Origin of the sequence: Siphonobacter sp., assembly GCF_048595215.1 — a bacterium.
In the GTDB taxonomy this organism is placed as follows: Bacteria; Bacteroidota; Bacteroidia; order Cytophagales; family Spirosomataceae; genus Siphonobacter.
The window spans coordinates 85491-103706 of record NZ_JBMDWJ010000195.1; the positions used below are offsets into that span (position 1 = coordinate 85491).

18 protein-coding genes are annotated in these 18216 nt (G+C 47.8%); 9 read left to right on the top strand and 9 right to left on the bottom strand.

Annotated features, from left to right (window positions below):
• Positions 1 to 85 precede the first annotated feature (85 nt).
• A complete protein-coding gene (locus ACOJTG_RS11785; RefSeq protein ID WP_420153984.1) occupies positions 86 to 442 on the bottom strand; it encodes a helix-turn-helix domain-containing protein in 357 nt (118 codons plus the stop codon).
• A gap of 233 nt (positions 443 to 675) precedes the next feature.
• Here ACOJTG_RS11785 and ACOJTG_RS11790 point away from each other — a divergent pair, with 233 nt between their 5' ends.
• The 5 genes from ACOJTG_RS11790 (at position 676) to ACOJTG_RS11810 (ending at position 5645) form a co-directional block, all read left to right on the top strand.
• On the top strand, positions 676 to 1371 hold the full coding sequence (locus tag ACOJTG_RS11790) for a ClpP family protease (RefSeq protein WP_104713923.1): 696 nt from the start codon (positions 676 to 678) through the stop codon (positions 1369 to 1371).
• Positions 1372 to 1607: 236 nt separating this feature from the next.
• The gene (locus tag ACOJTG_RS11795; RefSeq protein ID WP_420153985.1) at positions 1608 to 2669 is read left to right on the top strand and encodes an acyltransferase family protein; all 1062 of its coding nucleotides are present in this window, start codon (positions 1608 to 1610) and stop codon (positions 2667 to 2669) included.
• Between the two features lie 46 nt (positions 2670 to 2715).
• Positions 2716 to 3966, top strand: coding sequence for an ATP-dependent Clp protease ATP-binding subunit ClpX (gene clpX, locus ACOJTG_RS11800; RefSeq protein ID WP_420153986.1), 1251 nt, complete (start codon positions 2716 to 2718; stop codon positions 3964 to 3966).
• Positions 3967 to 4134: 168 nt separating this feature from the next.
• Positions 4135 to 4779, top strand: coding sequence for a hypothetical protein (locus ACOJTG_RS11805; RefSeq protein ID WP_420153987.1), 645 nt, complete (start codon positions 4135 to 4137; stop codon positions 4777 to 4779).
• Between the two features lie 125 nt (positions 4780 to 4904).
• The gene (locus ACOJTG_RS11810) at positions 4905 to 5645 is read left to right on the top strand and encodes an alpha/beta fold hydrolase (RefSeq protein ID WP_420153988.1); all 741 of its coding nucleotides are present in this window, start codon (positions 4905 to 4907) and stop codon (positions 5643 to 5645) included.
• A gap of 40 nt (positions 5646 to 5685) precedes the next feature.
• Here ACOJTG_RS11810 and ACOJTG_RS11815 read toward each other — a convergent pair whose 3' ends face one another.
• From ACOJTG_RS11815 to ACOJTG_RS11825, 3 genes are all read right to left on the bottom strand, one after another.
• Complete coding sequence (locus ACOJTG_RS11815; RefSeq protein ID WP_420153989.1) at positions 5686 to 6651, bottom strand: esterase-like activity of phytase family protein; 966 nt, start codon at positions 6649 to 6651, stop codon at positions 5686 to 5688.
• Between the two features lie 87 nt (positions 6652 to 6738).
• Entirely contained in the window at positions 6739 to 7803 is a 1065-nt protein-coding gene (locus tag ACOJTG_RS11820; protein ID WP_420153990.1) for a branched-chain amino acid aminotransferase, read from the bottom strand.
• A 61-nt stretch (positions 7804 to 7864) separates the two neighbouring features.
• Positions 7865 to 8416, bottom strand: coding sequence for a cob(I)yrinic acid a,c-diamide adenosyltransferase (locus ACOJTG_RS11825; protein WP_420153991.1), 552 nt, complete (start codon positions 8414 to 8416; stop codon positions 7865 to 7867).
• 329 nt (positions 8417 to 8745) lie between these two features.
• Between ACOJTG_RS11825 and ACOJTG_RS11830 the strand changes: the two genes are divergently transcribed.
• From ACOJTG_RS11830 to tyrS, 4 genes are read left to right on the top strand one after another with little or no spacing between them, the layout of a single operon-like run.
• The gene (locus ACOJTG_RS11830) at positions 8746 to 9204 is read left to right on the top strand and encodes a hypothetical protein (protein ID WP_420153992.1); all 459 of its coding nucleotides are present in this window, start codon (positions 8746 to 8748) and stop codon (positions 9202 to 9204) included.
• A gap of 3 nt (positions 9205 to 9207) precedes the next feature.
• Positions 9208 to 10416 carry an S-adenosylmethionine:tRNA ribosyltransferase-isomerase gene (locus ACOJTG_RS11835; RefSeq protein ID WP_420153993.1) on the top strand — a complete coding sequence of 403 codons (1209 nt, stop codon included), beginning with the start codon at positions 9208 to 9210 and terminating at the stop codon, positions 10414 to 10416.
• Positions 10417 to 10459: 43 nt separating this feature from the next.
• Positions 10460 to 11452 carry a hypothetical protein gene (locus ACOJTG_RS11840; protein WP_420153994.1) on the top strand — a complete coding sequence of 331 codons (993 nt, stop codon included), beginning with the start codon at positions 10460 to 10462 and terminating at the stop codon, positions 11450 to 11452.
• Positions 11453 to 11500: 48 nt separating this feature from the next.
• The gene (tyrS, locus tag ACOJTG_RS11845; RefSeq protein WP_420154002.1) at positions 11501 to 12790 is read left to right on the top strand and encodes a tyrosine--tRNA ligase; all 1290 of its coding nucleotides are present in this window, start codon (positions 11501 to 11503) and stop codon (positions 12788 to 12790) included.
• A 393-nt stretch (positions 12791 to 13183) separates the two neighbouring features.
• Here the strand turns inward: tyrS and dapF are convergent, their stop codons facing one another.
• The 5 genes from dapF to ACOJTG_RS11870 form a co-directional block, all read right to left on the bottom strand.
• Positions 13184 to 13963: a diaminopimelate epimerase gene (gene dapF / locus ACOJTG_RS11850; protein WP_420153995.1), complete on the bottom strand. Its 780-nt coding sequence runs from the start codon at positions 13961 to 13963 to the stop codon at positions 13184 to 13186.
• Between the two features lie 75 nt (positions 13964 to 14038).
• On the bottom strand, positions 14039 to 14929 hold the full coding sequence (locus tag ACOJTG_RS11855; protein ID WP_094814672.1) for a fumarylacetoacetate hydrolase family protein: 891 nt from the start codon (positions 14927 to 14929) through the stop codon (positions 14039 to 14041).
• A gap of 103 nt (positions 14930 to 15032) precedes the next feature.
• Positions 15033 to 16370, bottom strand: coding sequence for an alpha-L-fucosidase (locus ACOJTG_RS11860; protein ID WP_420153996.1), 1338 nt, complete (start codon positions 16368 to 16370; stop codon positions 15033 to 15035).
• 56 nt (positions 16371 to 16426) lie between these two features.
• Complete coding sequence (locus tag ACOJTG_RS11865) at positions 16427 to 17083, bottom strand: SGNH/GDSL hydrolase family protein (protein ID WP_420153997.1); 657 nt, start codon at positions 17081 to 17083, stop codon at positions 16427 to 16429.
• Between the two features lie 30 nt (positions 17084 to 17113).
• The gene (locus ACOJTG_RS11870) at positions 17114 to 17884 is read right to left on the bottom strand and encodes an SDR family NAD(P)-dependent oxidoreductase (RefSeq protein WP_420153998.1); all 771 of its coding nucleotides are present in this window, start codon (positions 17882 to 17884) and stop codon (positions 17114 to 17116) included.
• Positions 17885 to 18216: the final 332 nt, after the last annotated feature.

Here is an 18216-nt window from a genome sequence, read left to right on the forward strand (position 1 = left end):
TGACCCGCCCATAACAATGCAGAAGTCGTAAGGCCCTGTCTCAAGCAACCGCTTCAAACTTCCAATCTCAAACCACTCTAACCTCTTACTTAAACCCAATCCGCTCCCGGTGCGTAGCCGCTCCGATTCGGTAGAGTTCCGATAGGAGGCGTTCGTCAAATTTTTCCCGCCAGTACTGATTTTCCTGTTTTAGCTTTTCGTTTTCCAGCTTCAGCTTTTCATTTTCAGCCTGTATTTTTTCGGTGGAAGAAGCCCCGAAAAAGGCCTCCAGGGGCGTACCGAAAACACGCAGAATCTGCTCTAATCGACTTAAGCTCAATTCCGTTTTACCGCGTTCGACATCCCCGTAAGCAGTCGTGGAAATCTGGAGTTCTTCAGCCATCACTTCCTGCGAATAGCCTTTTTCCAACCGCAGCTGTCGTATTTTTTCGTGAACTTTCATGGTCTTCTCAAGTTATTCCGATGAATTCCCGGAAATTTCAACGTCATTTCCAGAACAGAGCTATCAACTTTGTACCCGTTCGGATTGACAGAACCGAGTCGGACAGAATGGCAGAAATGTTAATGTTGAAGGAGGTGGATTTGTTTTTTTAACGTACACTCTTCAGATTCGTGCGTTTCTGTTCCGGCAAAGAAAGAGAAACAGAACATAAAATCAATACAAACGCTAATTACATGTTGAACGCTGAAGAATTTCGTAAATACGCCGTCCATCATCGCGGCCTGAACGGTTTATCGGTTGATCGTTACCTCCAACAAGTCGGCGGAACGGCTGGTCATTACGTTGAAAACATGACGCGGGCGGTGATCGAAGAACGTCCGATGCCTTTCCGGGAAGTGGACGTATTTTCCCGTTTGATGGCTGACCGCATTATCTTCTTCGGTACGCCCGTTGATGATAGCATTGCCAATATCGTTGTTGCCCAGATGTTGTTCCTGGAATCAGCCGATTCAAAGCGTGACATCATGATGTACATTAACTCACCCGGTGGCTCCGTGTACGCCGGTCTGGGTATTTATGATACCATGCAATACATCCGTCCGGATGTAGCTACGATCTGTACGAGCCTGGCGGCTTCCATGGGAGCTGTATTGCTGGCCGGTGGTGCGGCTGGAAAACGTTCGGCTCTGCCGCACGCCCGGGTGATGATTCACCAGCCCAGTGGCGGTGCTCAGGGACAATCCGTTGATATTGAGATCACGGCCCGCGAAATCGTGAAGCTCCGTGACGAATTGTACGGAATCTTGGCTCAGCATACGGGACAAACGTCCGAACAAATCGAAAAAGATTCGGATCGTGACCACTGGTTCCGGGCTGAAGAAGCGAAAGCCTATGGCCTGATCGATGAGGTTCTGTACCGCGATAAATAATCCATTGGATAGATTACTTTACCCGAATCCCCCGGACCTCACTGAAGGACGGGGGATTTTTTACGTACCTTTGTATCTATACAAGTCACGTACCGCGTTAGCTTAGGTACGCGTATTTTGTGATCCTTTCCCGGTTATTAGGAGGAACGTTCGGAAATAATTTTCTGACTTAGCTGCGAAAATCCTAGTGTCTGCGTACATATAGAAAAAGACGATTTATCCATTCAATGAGTGTTTTGCCCATAACTACTGCTATACCAACCCAAACTGCCATTCGATATAATTCCATTCAATGTTTACGGGCGGTAGCGGCGATTCTTGTTACACTGTACCACATTACCGAAAACATTAGCCGTACCTATCATCAAACATTTCTTTTTGACTGGTTTACGCTAGGCTATGCGGGTGTTGATTTATTTTTTGTAATCAGCGGGTTTATTATTGCTCACACTAGCGTGGCGTATATCGACCAGCCCCAGCAATTGAAACCTTATCTGGAAAAACGGTTCTACCGGGTGTATCCCGTATACTGGCTACTCACCTTACCGCTCATGCTGGTAGTGTGGAGCTTTCAGCACTTGAGTACTTCGCTCATCACTGTACCTTACCCCTTTAACTGGCAGGAGGTACTAAAAACGTTGGTACTGTTTCCGCAGCACTACGCCCTGAATGCTGTTACCTGGACGCTTTCACACGAAATTTATTTTTACCTACTCTTTGCCTTATTACTAGTATCTCGGCGTATGGGCTGGTTGCTAGGTCTCATTGCGGTGGCTACGCTGGCAAACGGAATATATATTTACTGGTACGGAGGAGATTCGGGAACTGGACTTCTTCGATTTTTCTTATTAAGTCCAATCAATTTGGAGTTTGCTTTCGGTGTTTTAGTCTATTATCTACATCGACATTTTCGTATAAATCAAAGCGGCTTGTTAATTTTGGTAGGGGTACTGGCGGGTCTGTACCTAGCACCCCGAACGGGCGGTGACTTTACGCGAGCACTCACGCTGGGTTTGCCCGCTATGCTTATTGTATGGGGAGCCGTTGAAGCAGATCGAGCCCATTTGTACCGGGTTCCGTCGTTGCTGATTCACTTGGGCGATGCTTCGTACATGATTTATCTGCTGCATTTTCCTTTGATTATCTTTGCCAACAAAATACTGACTTTCAACGGTTGGGGTTCGGTATGGATATTGGGAATGGCAGATGTAGTACTCATGCTGCTAATTTTCTGGCTGAGCTGGTATCTGCATCAGCAAATCGAACAACCGCTGATCCGGTGGTCGAAGAAAAAATAAAGCGTATCAACGATTTTGAAATAATTACTTTAGGAAGGACATGCGAATGGATGCTAGTTCATGCTCGTTTTGTGGGCGGAAAAAGAAGGATGTAGATTTATTATTATCGGGCATGGATGCCCTGATCTGTAACTTTTGTATTGAACAGGGCTGGGAGCTAGTGCAGGAAGAATTAGGCATTAAACAACCCACTAAAAAGAAGGAAACCCAACAACCTTTTCAGTTATTGAAAGTACCCAAGCCTCAGGAAATTAAGCGGTTTATGGACCAGTACGTGATTGGTCAGGACGACGCCAAGAAAGTACTGAGTGTGGCGGTATACAACCATTACAAGCGTTTACAACAACAAAAAAGCAATGACGATATTTACATCGAAAAATCGAATGTAATTATGGTTGGCGAAACCGGTACGGGTAAAACCTACCTAGCCCGCACGATTGCCAAAATTCTTCAGGTACCTTTCGCCGTAGCCGATGCCACCGTAATTACGGAAGCCGGATACGTGGGGGAGGACGTCGAAAGTATCCTGAGTCGTTTGCTACAGGCGGCTGATTACGACGTCGAGGCCGCTGAACGCGGAATCGTCTACATTGATGAGATTGATAAGATTGCCCGCAAGTCGGATAATCCCAGTATCACCCGTGACGTCTCGGGTGAAGGCGTACAGCAGGCCTTGCTGAAGCTGCTGGAAGGCTCTATCGTGAACGTACCGCCTCAGGGTGGACGTAAACACCCGGAGCAGAAGCTCGTACCGATTAACACGGAAAATATTCTCTTCATTTGCGGTGGAGCATTTGATGGCGTACAACGGCACATTTCCAAACGCCTCAATACGCGGCCCATTGGGTTCTCGAAGGACGATCACATGTCTCGTATTCTGGAGTCGCAACAGCTACTCCGGATGGTGAATCAGCAGGATTTAAAATCGTACGGATTGATTCCTGAATTACTGGGCCGTCTGCCCGTAGTAACCTCACTCGATCCCCTGGATAAACTAACGCTTCGGAAGATTCTGACGGAGCCCAAGAATGCCCTGACCAAACAGTACGAAAAACTGTTCAACATGGAAGGAATCCGGCTTCAGTTTGAAGAGGATGTACTAGAATACATTGTTGAGCAGGCTAATGAATACAAGTTGGGTGCCCGGGGACTGCGTTCAATCTGCGAAGCCATCATGACCGATGCCATGTTTGATCTGCCTTCCGAGGAAGGTGTTCAGGAGTTTACCATTTCGTTGAGCTATGCCCGCGAGAAGTTTGAGCGTTCGGCCTTCTTTATGATGAAAAAGGTGGCATAAGGGCACTAACGATCATCAATAGTTTAGGTTACAGTGCTCGATTTTCCCCAATTAGGGTATTATTTTCAACATTACTGGAATTGATATTAAAAAGGATGCCTCACTTTTATAGGGGGCATCCTTTTTTGATGTTGCGGTCTCAGTAAAAAATCCAAATCAACTTTCCCTATGCGTAAAATCGTACTCCTATCGGCCGTCGGGTCGATGTTATGGCTTACTTCGTGTAATCGAAACTCAACCGCTGTTTTCCAAAAATCGACTACACCGGCGTACGAGCATCAAGTATCAACGAAAGCTGCCTCACTGCCCGCCGCCCAAACACAAACTCCCGTTGTATCGGAGCCCATCGTAACGGAACAAGCCGTTGCTCAAGCTACCGATCAGCCGGCTGCTTCGGAAAAACCAGTAAACCTGCCCAAAGTAACGCCTGAAATGCTGGCAAGTGCTTCAGAGCGTCTGGTTGCCCAAACTAAAGGCACCAAGTACGAAAAGCAGGCGTTGATGGTACAAAAGAAACTGGCAAAAATTCAGAAGAATGCCGCCAGTGGTCAGTTGCAAGCCTCTAACAAAGCAACTGCAACGGAAAAATTCATGACCAAAATGGTTACGAAGAAAGTCCAGAAGCAGTTGGCGAAAGCGAAGGATACCAAGAAAACAAACGCGTTGGATCGTAACGTTAAAATTGGTCTGATCCTCTTGCTGGTTGGTTTGATTTTCCTGATCATTCCAGTTTATGCCCTGCAAATTGTTGGTTTGGTGATGATGATTATCGGTGCTGTTGTTCTGCTGATTGGTTTGCTGGATAACGTGTAATCATACCTCAGTAACGCTTAATCCCGGAAGAAAGTCTTCAGCTTTTTTCCGGGATTATTTTTTTGTGGCATCTACTTTTACTCAACACGCCACAAAACGTTAATGTACCTTAAACCGCTTAAACGATGATTGTACCACTGATTTTATTGCACGGATACGGCGAAGATCTCAAAGTTTGGGATTCGATCAAGGCGGCCTTCTGGCCCAATAAAAACGTCATTACCCCCACTTACGCTTCGCGTTCGGATCTGGGCAGTATTGATGAATATGCCGAAGCAGTATACCAGGAACTGACTGCTCAGGGCGTGGAAAGAGGAGTCATCATTGGACATTCGATGGGAGGATATATTGCCCTGGCTTTGGCTGAAAAACACCCCGAATTTATCGCAGGTCTGGGGCTGTTCCATTCCACTGCGTACGCAGATACGGAAGAGAAAAAGGAAAATCGTCGGAAGAACATCGCCGCTATTGACGAAAAGGGGCCGGAGGCTTTTCTAAAAACGTTTGTCAAGAATATGTATTCGGACGAATACGCCGAGAGCCATCCGGGGCAACTGCAAGAACACGTGACGCACGTTTCTCAAATACCCCCGGCCGCTTTGAAAGCCGGTATGGAGGGCATGATGAATCGTCCCGACCGGCGGCAGGTTCTCCAGCAGGCGAATTATCCGGTACTGTTCATTATAGGAATGAAGGACAAGGCCGTAAAGCCGGAAGAAGCCCTGGAACAAACCCATCTGGCGAAAAATACGAGTCAATTAATCTTGGAAAAAGCCGGACATATGGGGATGGTAGAAGAGCCGGATGAATGTCTGGAAGCTATTCAAGCCTTTTGGCAGCGAATTGAGCGGGAAGATGCTTTATAAACGAAAGCGGAAGATGGATCGTCCATCTTCCGCTTTTTTATTAATCGGGTATTAGCTTTAAAAAAATTAGCTGTGATTGTTGCCAGTGCTCAGGGGCTTTTTTCTGGTCGAACTTATTGAAGTTATTATCCGAAACCAGTACTAGCGTTCGAAATCCATTCATGATAGGCCCCCAACTCATGCCTTCAATGTTATCGAGGTGCACACCGCCCCAGTTGACGGAAACGGGATTCTTTTCCAAAATATTGGTTGTATTTTCCTGCCCCGGCAGTAGTTTGGGAATGTAAGCCGTAAAAAGATTGATCGCGTAGTTACTCTGATCGCGTTCGCCCGTCCAGCAACGTTCCAGAAATAGTAACTGACGGTCACGGGCCAGTAGTATCTCGGAAACACCGTTATCCGGAAATCCACAGGATACCGTGTCGATCGGATACAGGGCTCTAACTAACGTATCTCCACTAATTAAGCTGTAACCCGTCACCTGACAATACCGATCGCGGCAGGTTTGGGGCCACTCACTGACGCTCCACAGAACCTGATTCGAGTCTACCGCCATGGCTTCAAAGCCTTTGTTATCTCGGAAACCTTGGTAGGTACCTAATTGCGTAACCGTACTGTCTTGCATCAGCCGTAGAAACTGCCCGTGGGTACTACCGCTACCTAATTCTGTCGAAAGGAAAAAGGATGAATCCGTACGGCTGGCTCGAATGGATTCGGCACTGTAAACACTGTCGAGTTTCCAGCGTTTGTACGTTTGAGCATTGAAGAGCGAGTCAAACTCAAACAGGTAACTCTGACGCGTCGAGTCAGCCCCGTCGGTTACTAGGTACCATTTTCCGCGTTTAGGTACGTATTCAATGCCGGATAAACCCCCAAAATACGGGTCATTTTTCAGCGAGGCTGAATCACTGAGGTTATAGACTTTTAGTAATTCCAGCCGGAAGTGCTGGGCATCAGCCTGTCCGCTCAGGAAGAGAAATAGCGTTAGAAAAAATAGAATTTTCATGGTTGAAGATAAGTAGTTAATCGGATCATTAAAAAAGAAAGCCCACCACGCGGTGAGCTTTCTTTTCGTAAACATACAATATTAGTATTAAAGGTGATACACCCAGTTGTGCGGATCGGCTACGCGACCGTACTTGATGTCATCCAGATACGTTTTTACGCGATTAGCAAAATTATCCGATTTGATTTCGGGTAAATCGTAGTCTTTTCCTTCGTAGCCAATGACCGAAATCGGCGATACGACCGCTGCCGTACCTGCACCGAACGCTTCCGTCAGACGACCATTTTCCAGTGATTCAATCAATTCAGCGATGGATACTTTACGCTCTTCAACGGGCATTCCCCAGTCTTTAGCAATCTGTACAATGGATTTCCGCGTAATGCCGTCCAGAATACTGTCGCTCACGGCGGGCGTAACCAGCGTACCATCAATCACGAACATGAAGTTCATGGTACCCGCTTCTTCTACGTACTTATGTTCGGTTGAATCCGTCCAGATCAATTGATCATAACCAGCTTCCTGAGCCAATTTGGCAGGATACAGTGAACCCGCGTAGTTTCCGGCACACTTAGCGGCACCAGTACCCCCTGTCGCAGCCCGTACAAATTCCATTTCTACTTTCACTTTTACGGGTTTCGAGTAGTAAGCTCCTACCGGACAGTTGAAAATGATAAAACGGTACGTTTTAGAAGGAGATACGCCGATGTACTCGTCCGTAGCGAACATGAAAGGCCGGATATACAGCGAATAATTATCCCGCTGCGGTACCCATTGCGAATCCAGACGCAGTAATTCGGTCAGGCCGCTCATGAAAATGTCTTCCGGAATTTCGGCCATGCAGAGGCGGTGAGCCGACTTGTTCAGACGGGCCGCATTCTGCTGCGGACGGAAGATGAGCACTTCACCTTCGGCGGACTTATAGGCTTTCATCCCTTCGAAAATTGCCTGTCCGTAATGCAGAGGCATCAGAGCAGGTTTGAACAGCATGTCGCCGTAGGGAATAATCCGTAAATCCGTCCACTCTTTTCCGTCAAAGTCAGCTACGAACATGTGATCGGCGAAGGTGTGCCCAAAGGTCAACTGATCGAGGTTTAATTCTGCAATCCGGCTTTGAGCAGTTTTCTGAATGTCTATGGGCAGTGTGTCAATCATGGTGCCAGAGGGTTACAACGTAGTATGACTAAAAAGGTTAAGACGTATGCTTGTGCGAAAGTTAAGTTCGCGGGACCCAGGTTACTTCTTCCACTTGTAATTCCTGAGCCATGAGGCGGGAAAGTACAAAAAAATAGTCCGACAGCCGATTTAAATACTGAATGATAATTGGCTCAACGGGTGAAATCTCACTCAGAGCAACGACCAGACGTTCGGTCCGTCGACAAACCGTACGAGCCAGATGAGCAAACGATACGGAGGGATGACCGCCGGGCAATACAAACTGACGCAATAAAGGCAACTGGGCATCCATTTCGTCCATTTGCTCTTCCAGTACGGTAACGTCCGAATCCCATAAATCGGGGAGGGGACGGCTGGTATGCCGTTCCGGATCATCAGCCAGGTGGGAACCAATGGTGAAAAGTCGATCCTGAATTTCCTTCAGAATCGCTCGTCGGGAAGCATTGACCGCCTGATCCCGAACCATGCCCACGTAACTGTTCAGTTCGTCAACGGTACCATACGCTTCAATGCGGGCATCTGCCTTGGAAAGGCGACGTCCACTGATGAGGGCGGTGGTGCCTTGATCTCCCGTTCTGGTGTAAATCTTCATGCCTGTCCTGTACCCGGAATGTCTTTCTGCAAAGCTACAGGTTTTCAGGAAAGCCAAGACTTCGGATTGTAAAAATTAATTGTCTTGACAACTATTATTGAATTTCCAACATTTTCTGATCTACAAGTGCTTTGGCAAAGCCCCAGGGGCTTTTGAAAGGTTTTTCGAAGGGAAAGCCTGTCTCAACGGCGAGTTCGTCGTAACTTTGCGGCCCGAAACCAGCATTGACCTAACGAGCAGTCGATAAGCTGGGGACGACCATTCATCAAATGACTATTCCATTTCTGACTTCTCAAGTTGCGAGATACGTATCCATTCTAGGATTTATAGTGGCTTTATTTTTAGGGTACCAGCAACTTCCACCAGAGGTGCCCGTTGCGTTAACGCCTTCGAGTGAAACGGCTGCCACGTATCCGAAAGATGCCATTTTTTATGTGACTGCCGGAGCCATGTTACTCTCTAACGTGCTGTTTTTGTGGATGGGACGCCTGTTTCCACAACTGCCCGATGGCTTCATTAAGTTACCGGGAGCCATCAAGTGGATGTTCTACCGCAAACAGCTCAACTCCATCATAAGAGAGTGGATGAACTTTGGTACAGCCGTAGTAAACGTCTTGCTAGGAGCTTCCATTTACATTCTGGCGATGATTAACCCGGCGGAAGCCATAACGGAAACGCCTACGCTCATGCAGTTTGACTGGGTACTGGGAGCCGCCACGTTTTTACTAGTCCTATGGGCGGTATACATTCCGTTGCGACTGTTGCTGACAAGTCCCATTAAAGACTAAGCAATGATGCAGCATCTTCCCATTGCCGATTTTACGTACGAACTCCCAGACGAACAGATTGCCCGTTTTCCCCTGCCCGTACGGGACGAATCCCGCTTGTTGGTCTATCGAAAGGGAACTATTGAGCACCGGCAATTCCGTAGTCTGACTGAAGAATTAGCTAGTGATACATTACTGGTCTTCAATAATACACGCGTCATCCCGGCTCGATTACATTTTCAGCGTCAGACGGGTGCTCTAATCGAGTTATTTCTGCTTCATCCCGTAGAACCAAGTCCGGTAATTCCCGTGGTTATGGAAGAAACGCAGTCTTGCGTATGGGAGTGCATGATTGGAAATCGGAAGCGTTGGAAAGCGGGTGAAAGCTTACGGAAAGAAGTAGAAATCGACGGGAAAGCCGTTATACTGACGGCTGAGCTAACGGACACCGAACAGTCATTGGTACGCCTGAGCTGGTCACAGTCGGTACGGTTTGTGGACGTCGTACAGGCGATTGGAAAAATTCCATTACCGCCGTACTTAAAGCGGGAAGCTGAGACTTCCGATGAACAGACGTATCAGACCGTTTATTCCGAAAAAGAAGGGGCGGTAGCTGCTCCGACGGCGGGTTTACACTTCACCGACCGGGTCTTCGCGGAACTAGAGGCGAAAGGCGTCCGGCGGGAGTTTCTTACGCTGCACGTAGGAGCCGGTACTTTTCAGCCCGTAAAAACGGAAAATGCCCTCGAACATAAAATGCACGGGGAGCAATTAGTGATCACGCGGCGTAATCTGGAACACCTGCAAGCGGCAAACCGAATCATTCCGGTAGGTACTACTTCCATGCGGTCGCTGGAATCTATGTATTGGCTGGGCGTGCAATTGATTCACAAGGAATACGTTTCGCTGGAGCAGGGTTTCCGAATTCCGCAATTCGTGCATCAGCAGTACACCGAACTCCCTACGTTGCACGAGTCGCTAGCGGCCATTTTACAAAAGATGGCAGCAGAACAGCGGCAGGAAATTGTAGGGGAAACGGAGATTATGATTTTTCCGGGTTATACATTTCGGGTGTGTCAGGGCTTGATTACAAACTTTCATCAACCCGGCTCTACTTTATTGTTACTGATTGCCGCTTTGGTAGGCGATGACTGGAAACGAATTTATAATGAAGCCTTGGCTCAGCAGTATCGATTTCTGAGTTATGGAGATTCTTCCGTACTACTACCTTAATTATTACTACCTTAATTCAGTTTCCGCCAAAATTAAGCGTGTGATGCAAAAAGTAGATATTGCTATTAGCTACTACGGAAAGCCTTACCAGACGATGGTAACGCTATTTAGTTTACTGGAGCATAGCCGGGACTACGTAGATAAAATTTACTTAAGCATTGAAAAAAAACAGCCTTACAGGGATGCCTGGGAGGGGGTGTGCAAGATCAAGGAAATTTTTGAAAAACGGGGATTGATTATTGTTCATCCGGAACGCTTTGTTCCCTGGATGTCGGATGTTAACCCTAACGGACTTGACGAAACAACTCGATTAAGCCTTCGCTATCAGTATGCATTGGAAAAAACGGATAAGCCGTATTTGTTAATCTGTCATAACGATATGCTGTACCGTCGGGACCTGATTGGCCCCATGTTACAGCGATTTGCAGAAGCCTCGGCTAATTTGGTAGGAGTGGGACGAATCGGACAATGCTGGAATTGTTCTGCGTTTTTCGCTAAAAAATGTAACCCCGAAACATTCGAGCAATACAAGCCCACGCAGGAAGAGTTGCTCAGGCAGATGGATGAATATCCAACGCCACGGGAACAGAGGGATCGTAAGTTAGTACAGGAAGGCTTTATACACCCTTTACCCGAATGCCGTCTTAATGAATACGCGTGTTTAATAGATGTTGACTTATATCGGCAATCAACCATTCCGAATGGGCCAGTGCCATATTTCGGAGGCGTGTGGGACGGTAGCGATACGGCAGCGGCCTGGTTCCGGTATTCGTATTTACACGGGCTGAAAATTCAGAATTTCTATTACGAAGAGTACGCTGATCACGCTCCATTTAGTGCCGTTAGTAATGGCAACGATGCTGACAACAATCGGTTCATTTATGAAGACATTGAGCGGCAGGCTCGTGAGTATATGATTAAACATTACCATCCAGACGAGTATTCTACTGCAACCAAGTTACAGATTGCTAAAATGGTAGCTGAGAAAAAGATAGACAAGTGGTACAGCAAACTAAGAAATCGCTTAAAGAGGTAGCTCTATAAGCATATTTACACATCATATTGGGTGAATACTAACATGAAAATTGATTTTATTGAAGAACTCCGCTGGCGGGGTATGTTGCAGGACATGATGCCGGGTACGGAAGAGCAGCTCCAGAAGGAAATGACGTCGGCGTACATTGGCTTTGATCCGACGGCTTCTTCCCTGCACATTGGCAACCTAGCCACGATTATGTTGCTGGTACATTTGCAGCGGGCGGGCCATAAACCGTTTGCTCTGGTGGGCGGAGCTACGGGGATGATTGGCGATCCTTCTTTTAAGGCTGCTGAACGTAGTTTTTTATCAGAAGAAACACTGCGGTTTAATCAGGAGGGCATTCGGAAACAATTGGAAAAATTCCTGGATTTTAACTCCGGTGAAAACTCAGCTGAGATCGTCAATAACTACGACTGGTTCAAAGACTTTTCGTTTCTCGGATTCTTACGGGAAGCGGGTAAGTTTCTGAGTGTCAATTATATGATGTCGAAAGATTCGGTAAAGAAACGTCTGGAAACGGGTATTTCCTTTACGGAGTTTTCGTATCAGTTGTTACAGGGTTACGACTTTTACCATTTGTATAAAACCCAGGGGGTAAAACTCCAGATGGGTGGTTCCGATCAGTGGGGAAACATCACGACGGGAACGGAAATCATTCGTCGTAAAGAAGGAGGCAACGAAGAGGAAACCGAACGCCGGGCCTTCGCCCTAACTACACCACTGGTAACCAAGGCCGACGGTACCAAATTCGGTAAGTCAGAAAGCGGAAACGTATGGCTGGACGCGGATAAAACCAGTCCCTTCCAATTTTATCAGTTCTGGCTCAATGCCGCTGATGCCGATTGCCCACGCCTGATTCGGGTATTTACCTTACTTTCCAAAGAGGAAATTGAAGAGCTCGAACGCCAACATGCTGAGGCTCCGCACTTGCGGATCCTGCAAAAAGCGATTGCTCAGGACGTAACAACGCGGGTACATTCCGCTGAAGCCTACGAAACGGCTGTGCGGGCGAGTGAAGTACTGTACGGCAAAGGAACCCTGGAAACGCTTCAATCGCTCGATGAAACGACCTTCGTGCAGATTTTCGACGGTGTGCCTACCACTGAAATTTCACTGGCTGAATACGAAGCAGCTCCCAACGTGACGGACTTATTGGCGACGGCTCAGGTATACCCATCAAAAGGAGAAATTCGCCGGGCCATTCAGGGAAATGCGGTATCGGTAAATAAAACCAAAGTAAGCGATCCCAACCAGCCTGCTGATTTCCAATTGTTACAGGGTAAATATTTACTGGTAGCGAAAGGAAAGAAAAATCATCTGGTGAAGGTGGTCTAAGGGGTTTAGAGCGGCCGCCGCTGCGGTTTAGAGTTTTTGGGTAAAACCGGTAAAGATAGCGGGGCGGGTTGTTGGTAGGATTAGCTACGGACAACCCGCCCCGCATTTTGTACGGGGTTAATGACATTGAACCCATGGATTATTTGTTGAAACAGAAAATTAATGGATTAAAATCATCGCAGTAGCCCCGCATTTCATACGGGGCTATATACATGGAACCCCTTCGGGGTTGGTAGGCTCTAACCTCAAAGGGGTTCCATGTACATAACCATGGGTACCACCTATGGGGTATAGCCCAGGCTACAGGCTGAACTATATAATGAGTAGAAAAAGAGAAAGTTGACTTGTTGAAAAGAAAAATAATTTGTAAAACTATCAACTATCAACTATCAACTAAACTTCCACCGTACCTTCAAAAACCCGTTCAGCGGGGCCAATGAGGTAAATATTTTCAAAAGCATCCGCACTGGTTTGTTCGAAGCTCACTTCCAGATTACCACCCAGTACTTTAATCTTAATGGGACTTTCCATACCCAGCTTCACATGAGCCGTCAGAGCACAGGCCGTTACTCCCGTTCCGCAGGAATACGTTTCGTCTTCCACACCCCGTTCGTAGGTGCGAACAAATAGCTGTTGATTGCCCTGCTGTTCCACAAAGTTGACATTCGTACCACCCCGTTTTACCCACTCGTCTGAGTACCGGATGGCATAGCCTTCCTGATACACCTTAAAGTCCTGCAAATCGTCCTTGAAAGCCACCACATGGGGCGAACCCGTATTCATGTAGGCATAATCCGGATGTTCTTCCAGCCCTTTGACATTACTCATTTTTAGCGAAATTCGCTCGCTCGTTACGGATGCTTCGTGTTCTCCATCCACGGCAATAAACCGCGTCTGATCGCCAATAACACCCAGGTCATGGGCAAAGCGTACTGTAGCTCGTCCGCCGTTGCCGCACATGGACCCTTCGCCGCCGTCGGCATTGAAGTATTTCATGCGGAAATCGTAGGCTTCGTCGTTTTGTAACAGAATCAGCCCGTCCGCTCCAATGCCAAAACGTCGATGGCATAAATGAGCTATCCGCTCTTTATCAATAGGAAAGGTACCCGCCCGATCATCAATCATGATGAAATCGTTGCCCGTACCCTGGTATTTGTAAAATAGAATATTCATCGTGAATCGACTAAAAAGAAGGACGTGTTCACTGGGAACACGTCCTGATCAAAATTGATTCTTTAAGATCGTCAATTAGTAGGCATCCTCCCAGGATACCGCCACCTGACGCTGTTCGCCCAGTCCTTCGATACCAAGCTCTACGATATCGCCGGGTTTCAGGTATACCGGAGGGTTAAAGCCCAGTCCCACACCCGGAGGCGTACCTGTCGAAATCACGTCACCCGGCAGCAGCGTCATAAACTGGCTCAGGTAACTGATGATTTGTGGTACTTTGAAAATCATTTGAGCCGTTGTGGAGTTCTGATAGGTCTGACCGTTCACTTTCAACCACATCGGCAGACTATCCACGTCATCGAGTTCATCCGGAGTTACCAGATAGGGGCCCATCGGACCGAAGGTATCGCAACCTTTACCTTTGTCCCATTGACCCCCGCGTTCGAGCTGAAATTCCCGCTCCGAGTAGTCGTTCATCACGGCGTATCCGGCGATGTAATCTTCAGCTTCTTCTTCCGTAACGTAGCTACATTCCGCACCGATGACCACGGCCAATTCCACTTCCCAATCCGTCTTAACGGAATTACGGGGAATGATTACGTCGTCGTTCGGACCACAAAGAGCCGTCGTAGCCTTGAAGAATACGATGGGTTCCTGAGGAATCGGAGCGTTGGTTTCCTTCGCGTGATCGGCGTAATTCAAACCAATGCAAATGATTTTCGACGGACGAGCCACGCAGGAAGCATACTCGATCGGACCTTCCAGAGCTTGCAATTCCGAAGTTCCGTATTGTTCGAGGTAGTCTTCCAGTACAGATAGGCCTTCTTCTTCAAAGAAGATTTCGTCCAAATCATATGCTCCGGTTTCTTCGCCCAGGGCTTCGAAAAAGGCTTCTAAGCTGTACGCTTTTCCGTCCAGAAGAATGCCGGGTACAACATCTTCATCGGTAATGTAGCGAAAAAGTTTCATTCGTTATTTCAAGTTTAGATACTGCAGAAGAATGATTAAGTCTTTCAGTATGGCCCTTCAAAGGTATACTTTCTTCTTGGGCCGTTGAATGGCTAACCTTAATTTACTTTGTCTGTACTTCGATAATGGTGTCCCAGTCGCTCATTGCTACGCCGTCTAAATAGACAAACAAGCCTTCTGACTGTTGCTTGAATTTCAGCGGTTTTTTACCTTCAAAGGCCGTGACACTGCTAACCTTAGGCATAAAATTAGGAACGAACAAAACATTCGTCGCAGGCTTTTTTAGCACGTGCAGAAAGTGACGGGTATCGCCCTTTTTCGTACTCACGCCCCATTCCTGCGGTGGAATGATACCACCCCGGGTGCCATAAATCGTTTCACCATGGGTTTTGAGCCAGTTGCCTACGGCTTCGAGTCGTTCGACAAATTCGGGTTGAATCTCTCCGTTGGGCATGGGGCCTACATTCAGTAACAGGTTGGCATTCCGACCCGCGGCTCCCACCAGATACCGGACGATCTGTTCGGGAGATTTATACCGCTGGTCCCGCAGGTCGAATCCCCAGGAGCCATTCAGCGTTTCGCAGGTTTCGAGCGGCAACTGACTAACCGAACTCGTATTATAGCCAAAGGTATTCTGGCCCGGCAGGTCCCGCTCGAACATCTGAAAATCCTCGCCTTCAAAAGGCGTCACGTGGTGATTGTTACCAATCAAAGCGGCGGGTTGTAGACGGTGAATGAGATCATACGTGCGACGTAAATGCCAGTCTACGTGCGTTTTACGGGCCTGTTTTTCGTGCTCATCCAGGGCCTGATCCCACCAGCCGTCGAACCAGATTCCGGCAATTTTTCCGTACCTACCGCTCAGCAATTCCGTTAGCTGAGCGTCCATGTACTGGAGGTATTTTTCGAAATCGCCCGATTCGGGTCGTCCCGTTTGCCGTCCGGTTTTTCCCCGGGGAAAATAATCGGGATGGTGCCAGTCCAGATGCGAATGGTACAAAAAGAGCTTGATGCCTTCCTTCTCACATTCGTCAGCTAGTTGTTTGAGGACGTCTTTTTTGTACGGCGTCGCATCCACAATGTTGTACGGCGAAACGTTCGAATGCCACATCGCAAAGCCGTCGTGGTGTTTGCTGGTGAGCGTGATGTACTTCATCCCCGCATTTTTAGCAATCTGTACCCAGCGTTTGGCATCATACGCCGTTGGATTAAAGAATTTTGGCAATTTCTCGTAAGCTGACACGGGAATGTTCTGGATATTCATGGCCCATTCGCCATCGCCCAGAATGCTGTAGACACCCCAGTGAATGAACAAACCATAGCGGGCATCCTGAAACCACTGCCGGGCCGCCAGGTTTTCGGGACTGGGTTGGTACGCTTGTCCAAACGAAATTTGCAGGAAGGAAAGGCAAATAAAGCCGGTAAGCAGAAGTCTTTTCATAGGTTTAGAAACGAAACATCCCGGAATTGTCTGGTTTCCGGGATGAGATAATGAGCTTACAGTTGTTCGATTACTTTCGCCATTTGTTCAGCCACAAACTGATTACCGGTATCGTTGAGGTGCACCCGATCCGTTGTCAAAATGCCTTTTTCTTCGTTTTTCGGATTGTTTTTCAGGTTGTATTCCATGAACGCTTTCCGCAAATCCACGACGGGAAGGTTATTTTTCGCCGCCAGATTTCGGATGATTTGGCTGTAACGGTTCAGATCGCCGTCCTGCTGGTTGGTGTTATCCGGGCGTTCGCCAATGGAGGCGGGGGTCGTCAGGGCTACCTTGATATTCTGGGCTTTGAGTTTGTTGATGATCGCCTGATAAAACTTCTCAAACTTGTCGGGATCCGTACCCGTGCCCGAGCTAGCTTTATGCCAGACGTCGTTCACGCCCACCCAGATGATCACGGCATCGGGTTTCTGAGCTAGTACATCCTCGTCCATCCGCAGGTACAAATCGTACACTTTATTACCACCAATACCTTTACCGACCAGTTCGTACTTGCTTTTATCGAGCATACTGGCCAGCTTGGTGATGTACCCGGTGGGGCTTACGCCCGCCTGAGTAATAGAATCACCGAAGAAGATGATTTTCTTGGGTTTATCGGCCCGGAAAGCGAACAAAAGCGTACTCAGGCTTAACAGCGTCAGTAATTTTTTCATGAGCGAATAGAGGAGTTAATAAAAGATAGACTAGTTATTCAGGGTAGTAAAGCCGCCGTCAATCGGGTAATCGACGCCGGTAATGAACGAGGCCGCATCCGAGCAAAGGTACAAAGCCAACTGAGCAATTTCTTCGGGTTTCGCCATCCGACCAATGGGTTGCGTAGCCGAGAGTTTCTGGAACATTTCTTCCTCCTGACCCGGATAATTTTTCGAGATGAAGCCATCTACGAAGGGCGTATGCACGCGGGCAGGGGAGATGCTGTTGCAACGGATGTTATCCTTCAGGTAATCTTTCGCCACGGATAAAGTCATCGCGTGAATGGCTCCCTTGCTCATGCTGTACGCAAAACGGTCCGGAATACCCACCAGAGCCGCAATGGACGCCATATTTAGAATGACTCCACCGCCCTTGGCCTTCATTTTCGGTACGGCGGCAAAGAGGCTGTTATACGCTCCTTTGACATTAACATTGTAGATACGGTCGAGGTCCGCTTCGGTCGTTTTTTCCAGATTACCGACGTGGGCGATACCCGCGTTATTGACCAGAATGTCGAGCGAGCCAATGGCCTCGAAAACGGCCAGTACTTCGGCCTGATTCGTTACGTTTACGGCGTGTACGGTCACCTGACCGCCCGCTGACTCAATTTCCTGAGCCGTCGCCTGAGCCCCTTCCGCACTCAAATCCAGAATATGTATGTGGGCACCCTGACTAGCAAATTCGACGCTAATGGCCCGACCAATACCACTGCCACCGCCGGTAATGGCCGCCGTTTTTCCGGCAAGACTAAATACACTCATCCTTGTTGTTGGTTTTTGTAAGAAAAGACCAGATCGAGGGCGGTAATACCCTATTTAGATCGGCATTTTTACTGCGGCCACAAGTTTCGTGTAATTCCTGGAAAAAAGAATGAATGGAAGAAAATACATACAAGAGGCAGACGGAGTTGGCACCTTACCAAAGGTCGGATGGTTTGACATTTGAAAGGTTTCACGTACCGAAGCATTTCATCGTCCCAGAAAACCTCGTAGGGGTGGCCCCCTGTTGTAACCAGGGGTTTCAACCCCTGGCCTGGAACCGAAACATTAGAAATTAAACCGCCGTTTCACTATGGAAAAAAACCAGCCTACCT

Bases quoted from the DNA above. Each gene is read 5' to 3' on its own strand.
- ACOJTG_RS11820 (WP_420153990.1), bottom strand. From the start codon at position 7,803: ATGATTGACACACTGCCCATAGACATTCAGAAAACTGCTCAAAGCCGG.
- clpX (WP_420153986.1), top strand. From the start codon at position 2,716: ATGGATGCTAGTTCATGCTCGTTTTGTGGGCGGAAAAAGAAGGATGTA.
- ACOJTG_RS11855 (WP_094814672.1), bottom strand. From the start codon at position 14,929: ATGAAACTTTTTCGCTACATTACCGATGAAGATGTTGTACCCGGCATT.
- ACOJTG_RS11825 (WP_420153991.1), bottom strand. From the start codon at position 8,416: ATGAAGATTTACACCAGAACGGGAGATCAAGGCACCACCGCCCTCATC.
- ACOJTG_RS11870 (WP_420153998.1), bottom strand. From the start codon at position 17,884: ATGAGTGTATTTAGTCTTGCCGGAAAAACGGCGGCCATTACCGGCGGT.
- ACOJTG_RS11865 (WP_420153997.1), bottom strand. From the start codon at position 17,083: ATGAAAAAATTACTGACGCTGTTAAGCCTGAGTACGCTTTTGTTCGCT.
- ACOJTG_RS11860 (WP_420153996.1), bottom strand. From the start codon at position 16,370: ATGAAAAGACTTCTGCTTACCGGCTTTATTTGCCTTTCCTTCCTGCAA.
- ACOJTG_RS11805 (WP_420153987.1), top strand. From the start codon at position 4,135: ATGCGTAAAATCGTACTCCTATCGGCCGTCGGGTCGATGTTATGGCTT.
- dapF (WP_420153995.1), bottom strand. From the start codon at position 13,963: ATGAATATTCTATTTTACAAATACCAGGGTACGGGCAACGATTTCATC.
- ACOJTG_RS11790 (WP_104713923.1), top strand. From the start codon at position 676: ATGTTGAACGCTGAAGAATTTCGTAAATACGCCGTCCATCATCGCGGC.
- ACOJTG_RS11840 (WP_420153994.1), top strand. From the start codon at position 10,460: ATGCAAAAAGTAGATATTGCTATTAGCTACTACGGAAAGCCTTACCAG.
- ACOJTG_RS11810 (WP_420153988.1), top strand. From the start codon at position 4,905: ATGATTGTACCACTGATTTTATTGCACGGATACGGCGAAGATCTCAAA.
- ACOJTG_RS11785 (WP_420153984.1), bottom strand. From the start codon at position 442: ATGAAAGTTCACGAAAAAATACGACAGCTGCGGTTGGAAAAAGGCTAT.
- ACOJTG_RS11835 (WP_420153993.1), top strand. From the start codon at position 9,208: ATGATGCAGCATCTTCCCATTGCCGATTTTACGTACGAACTCCCAGAC.
- ACOJTG_RS11815 (WP_420153989.1), bottom strand. From the start codon at position 6,651: ATGAAAATTCTATTTTTTCTAACGCTATTTCTCTTCCTGAGCGGACAG.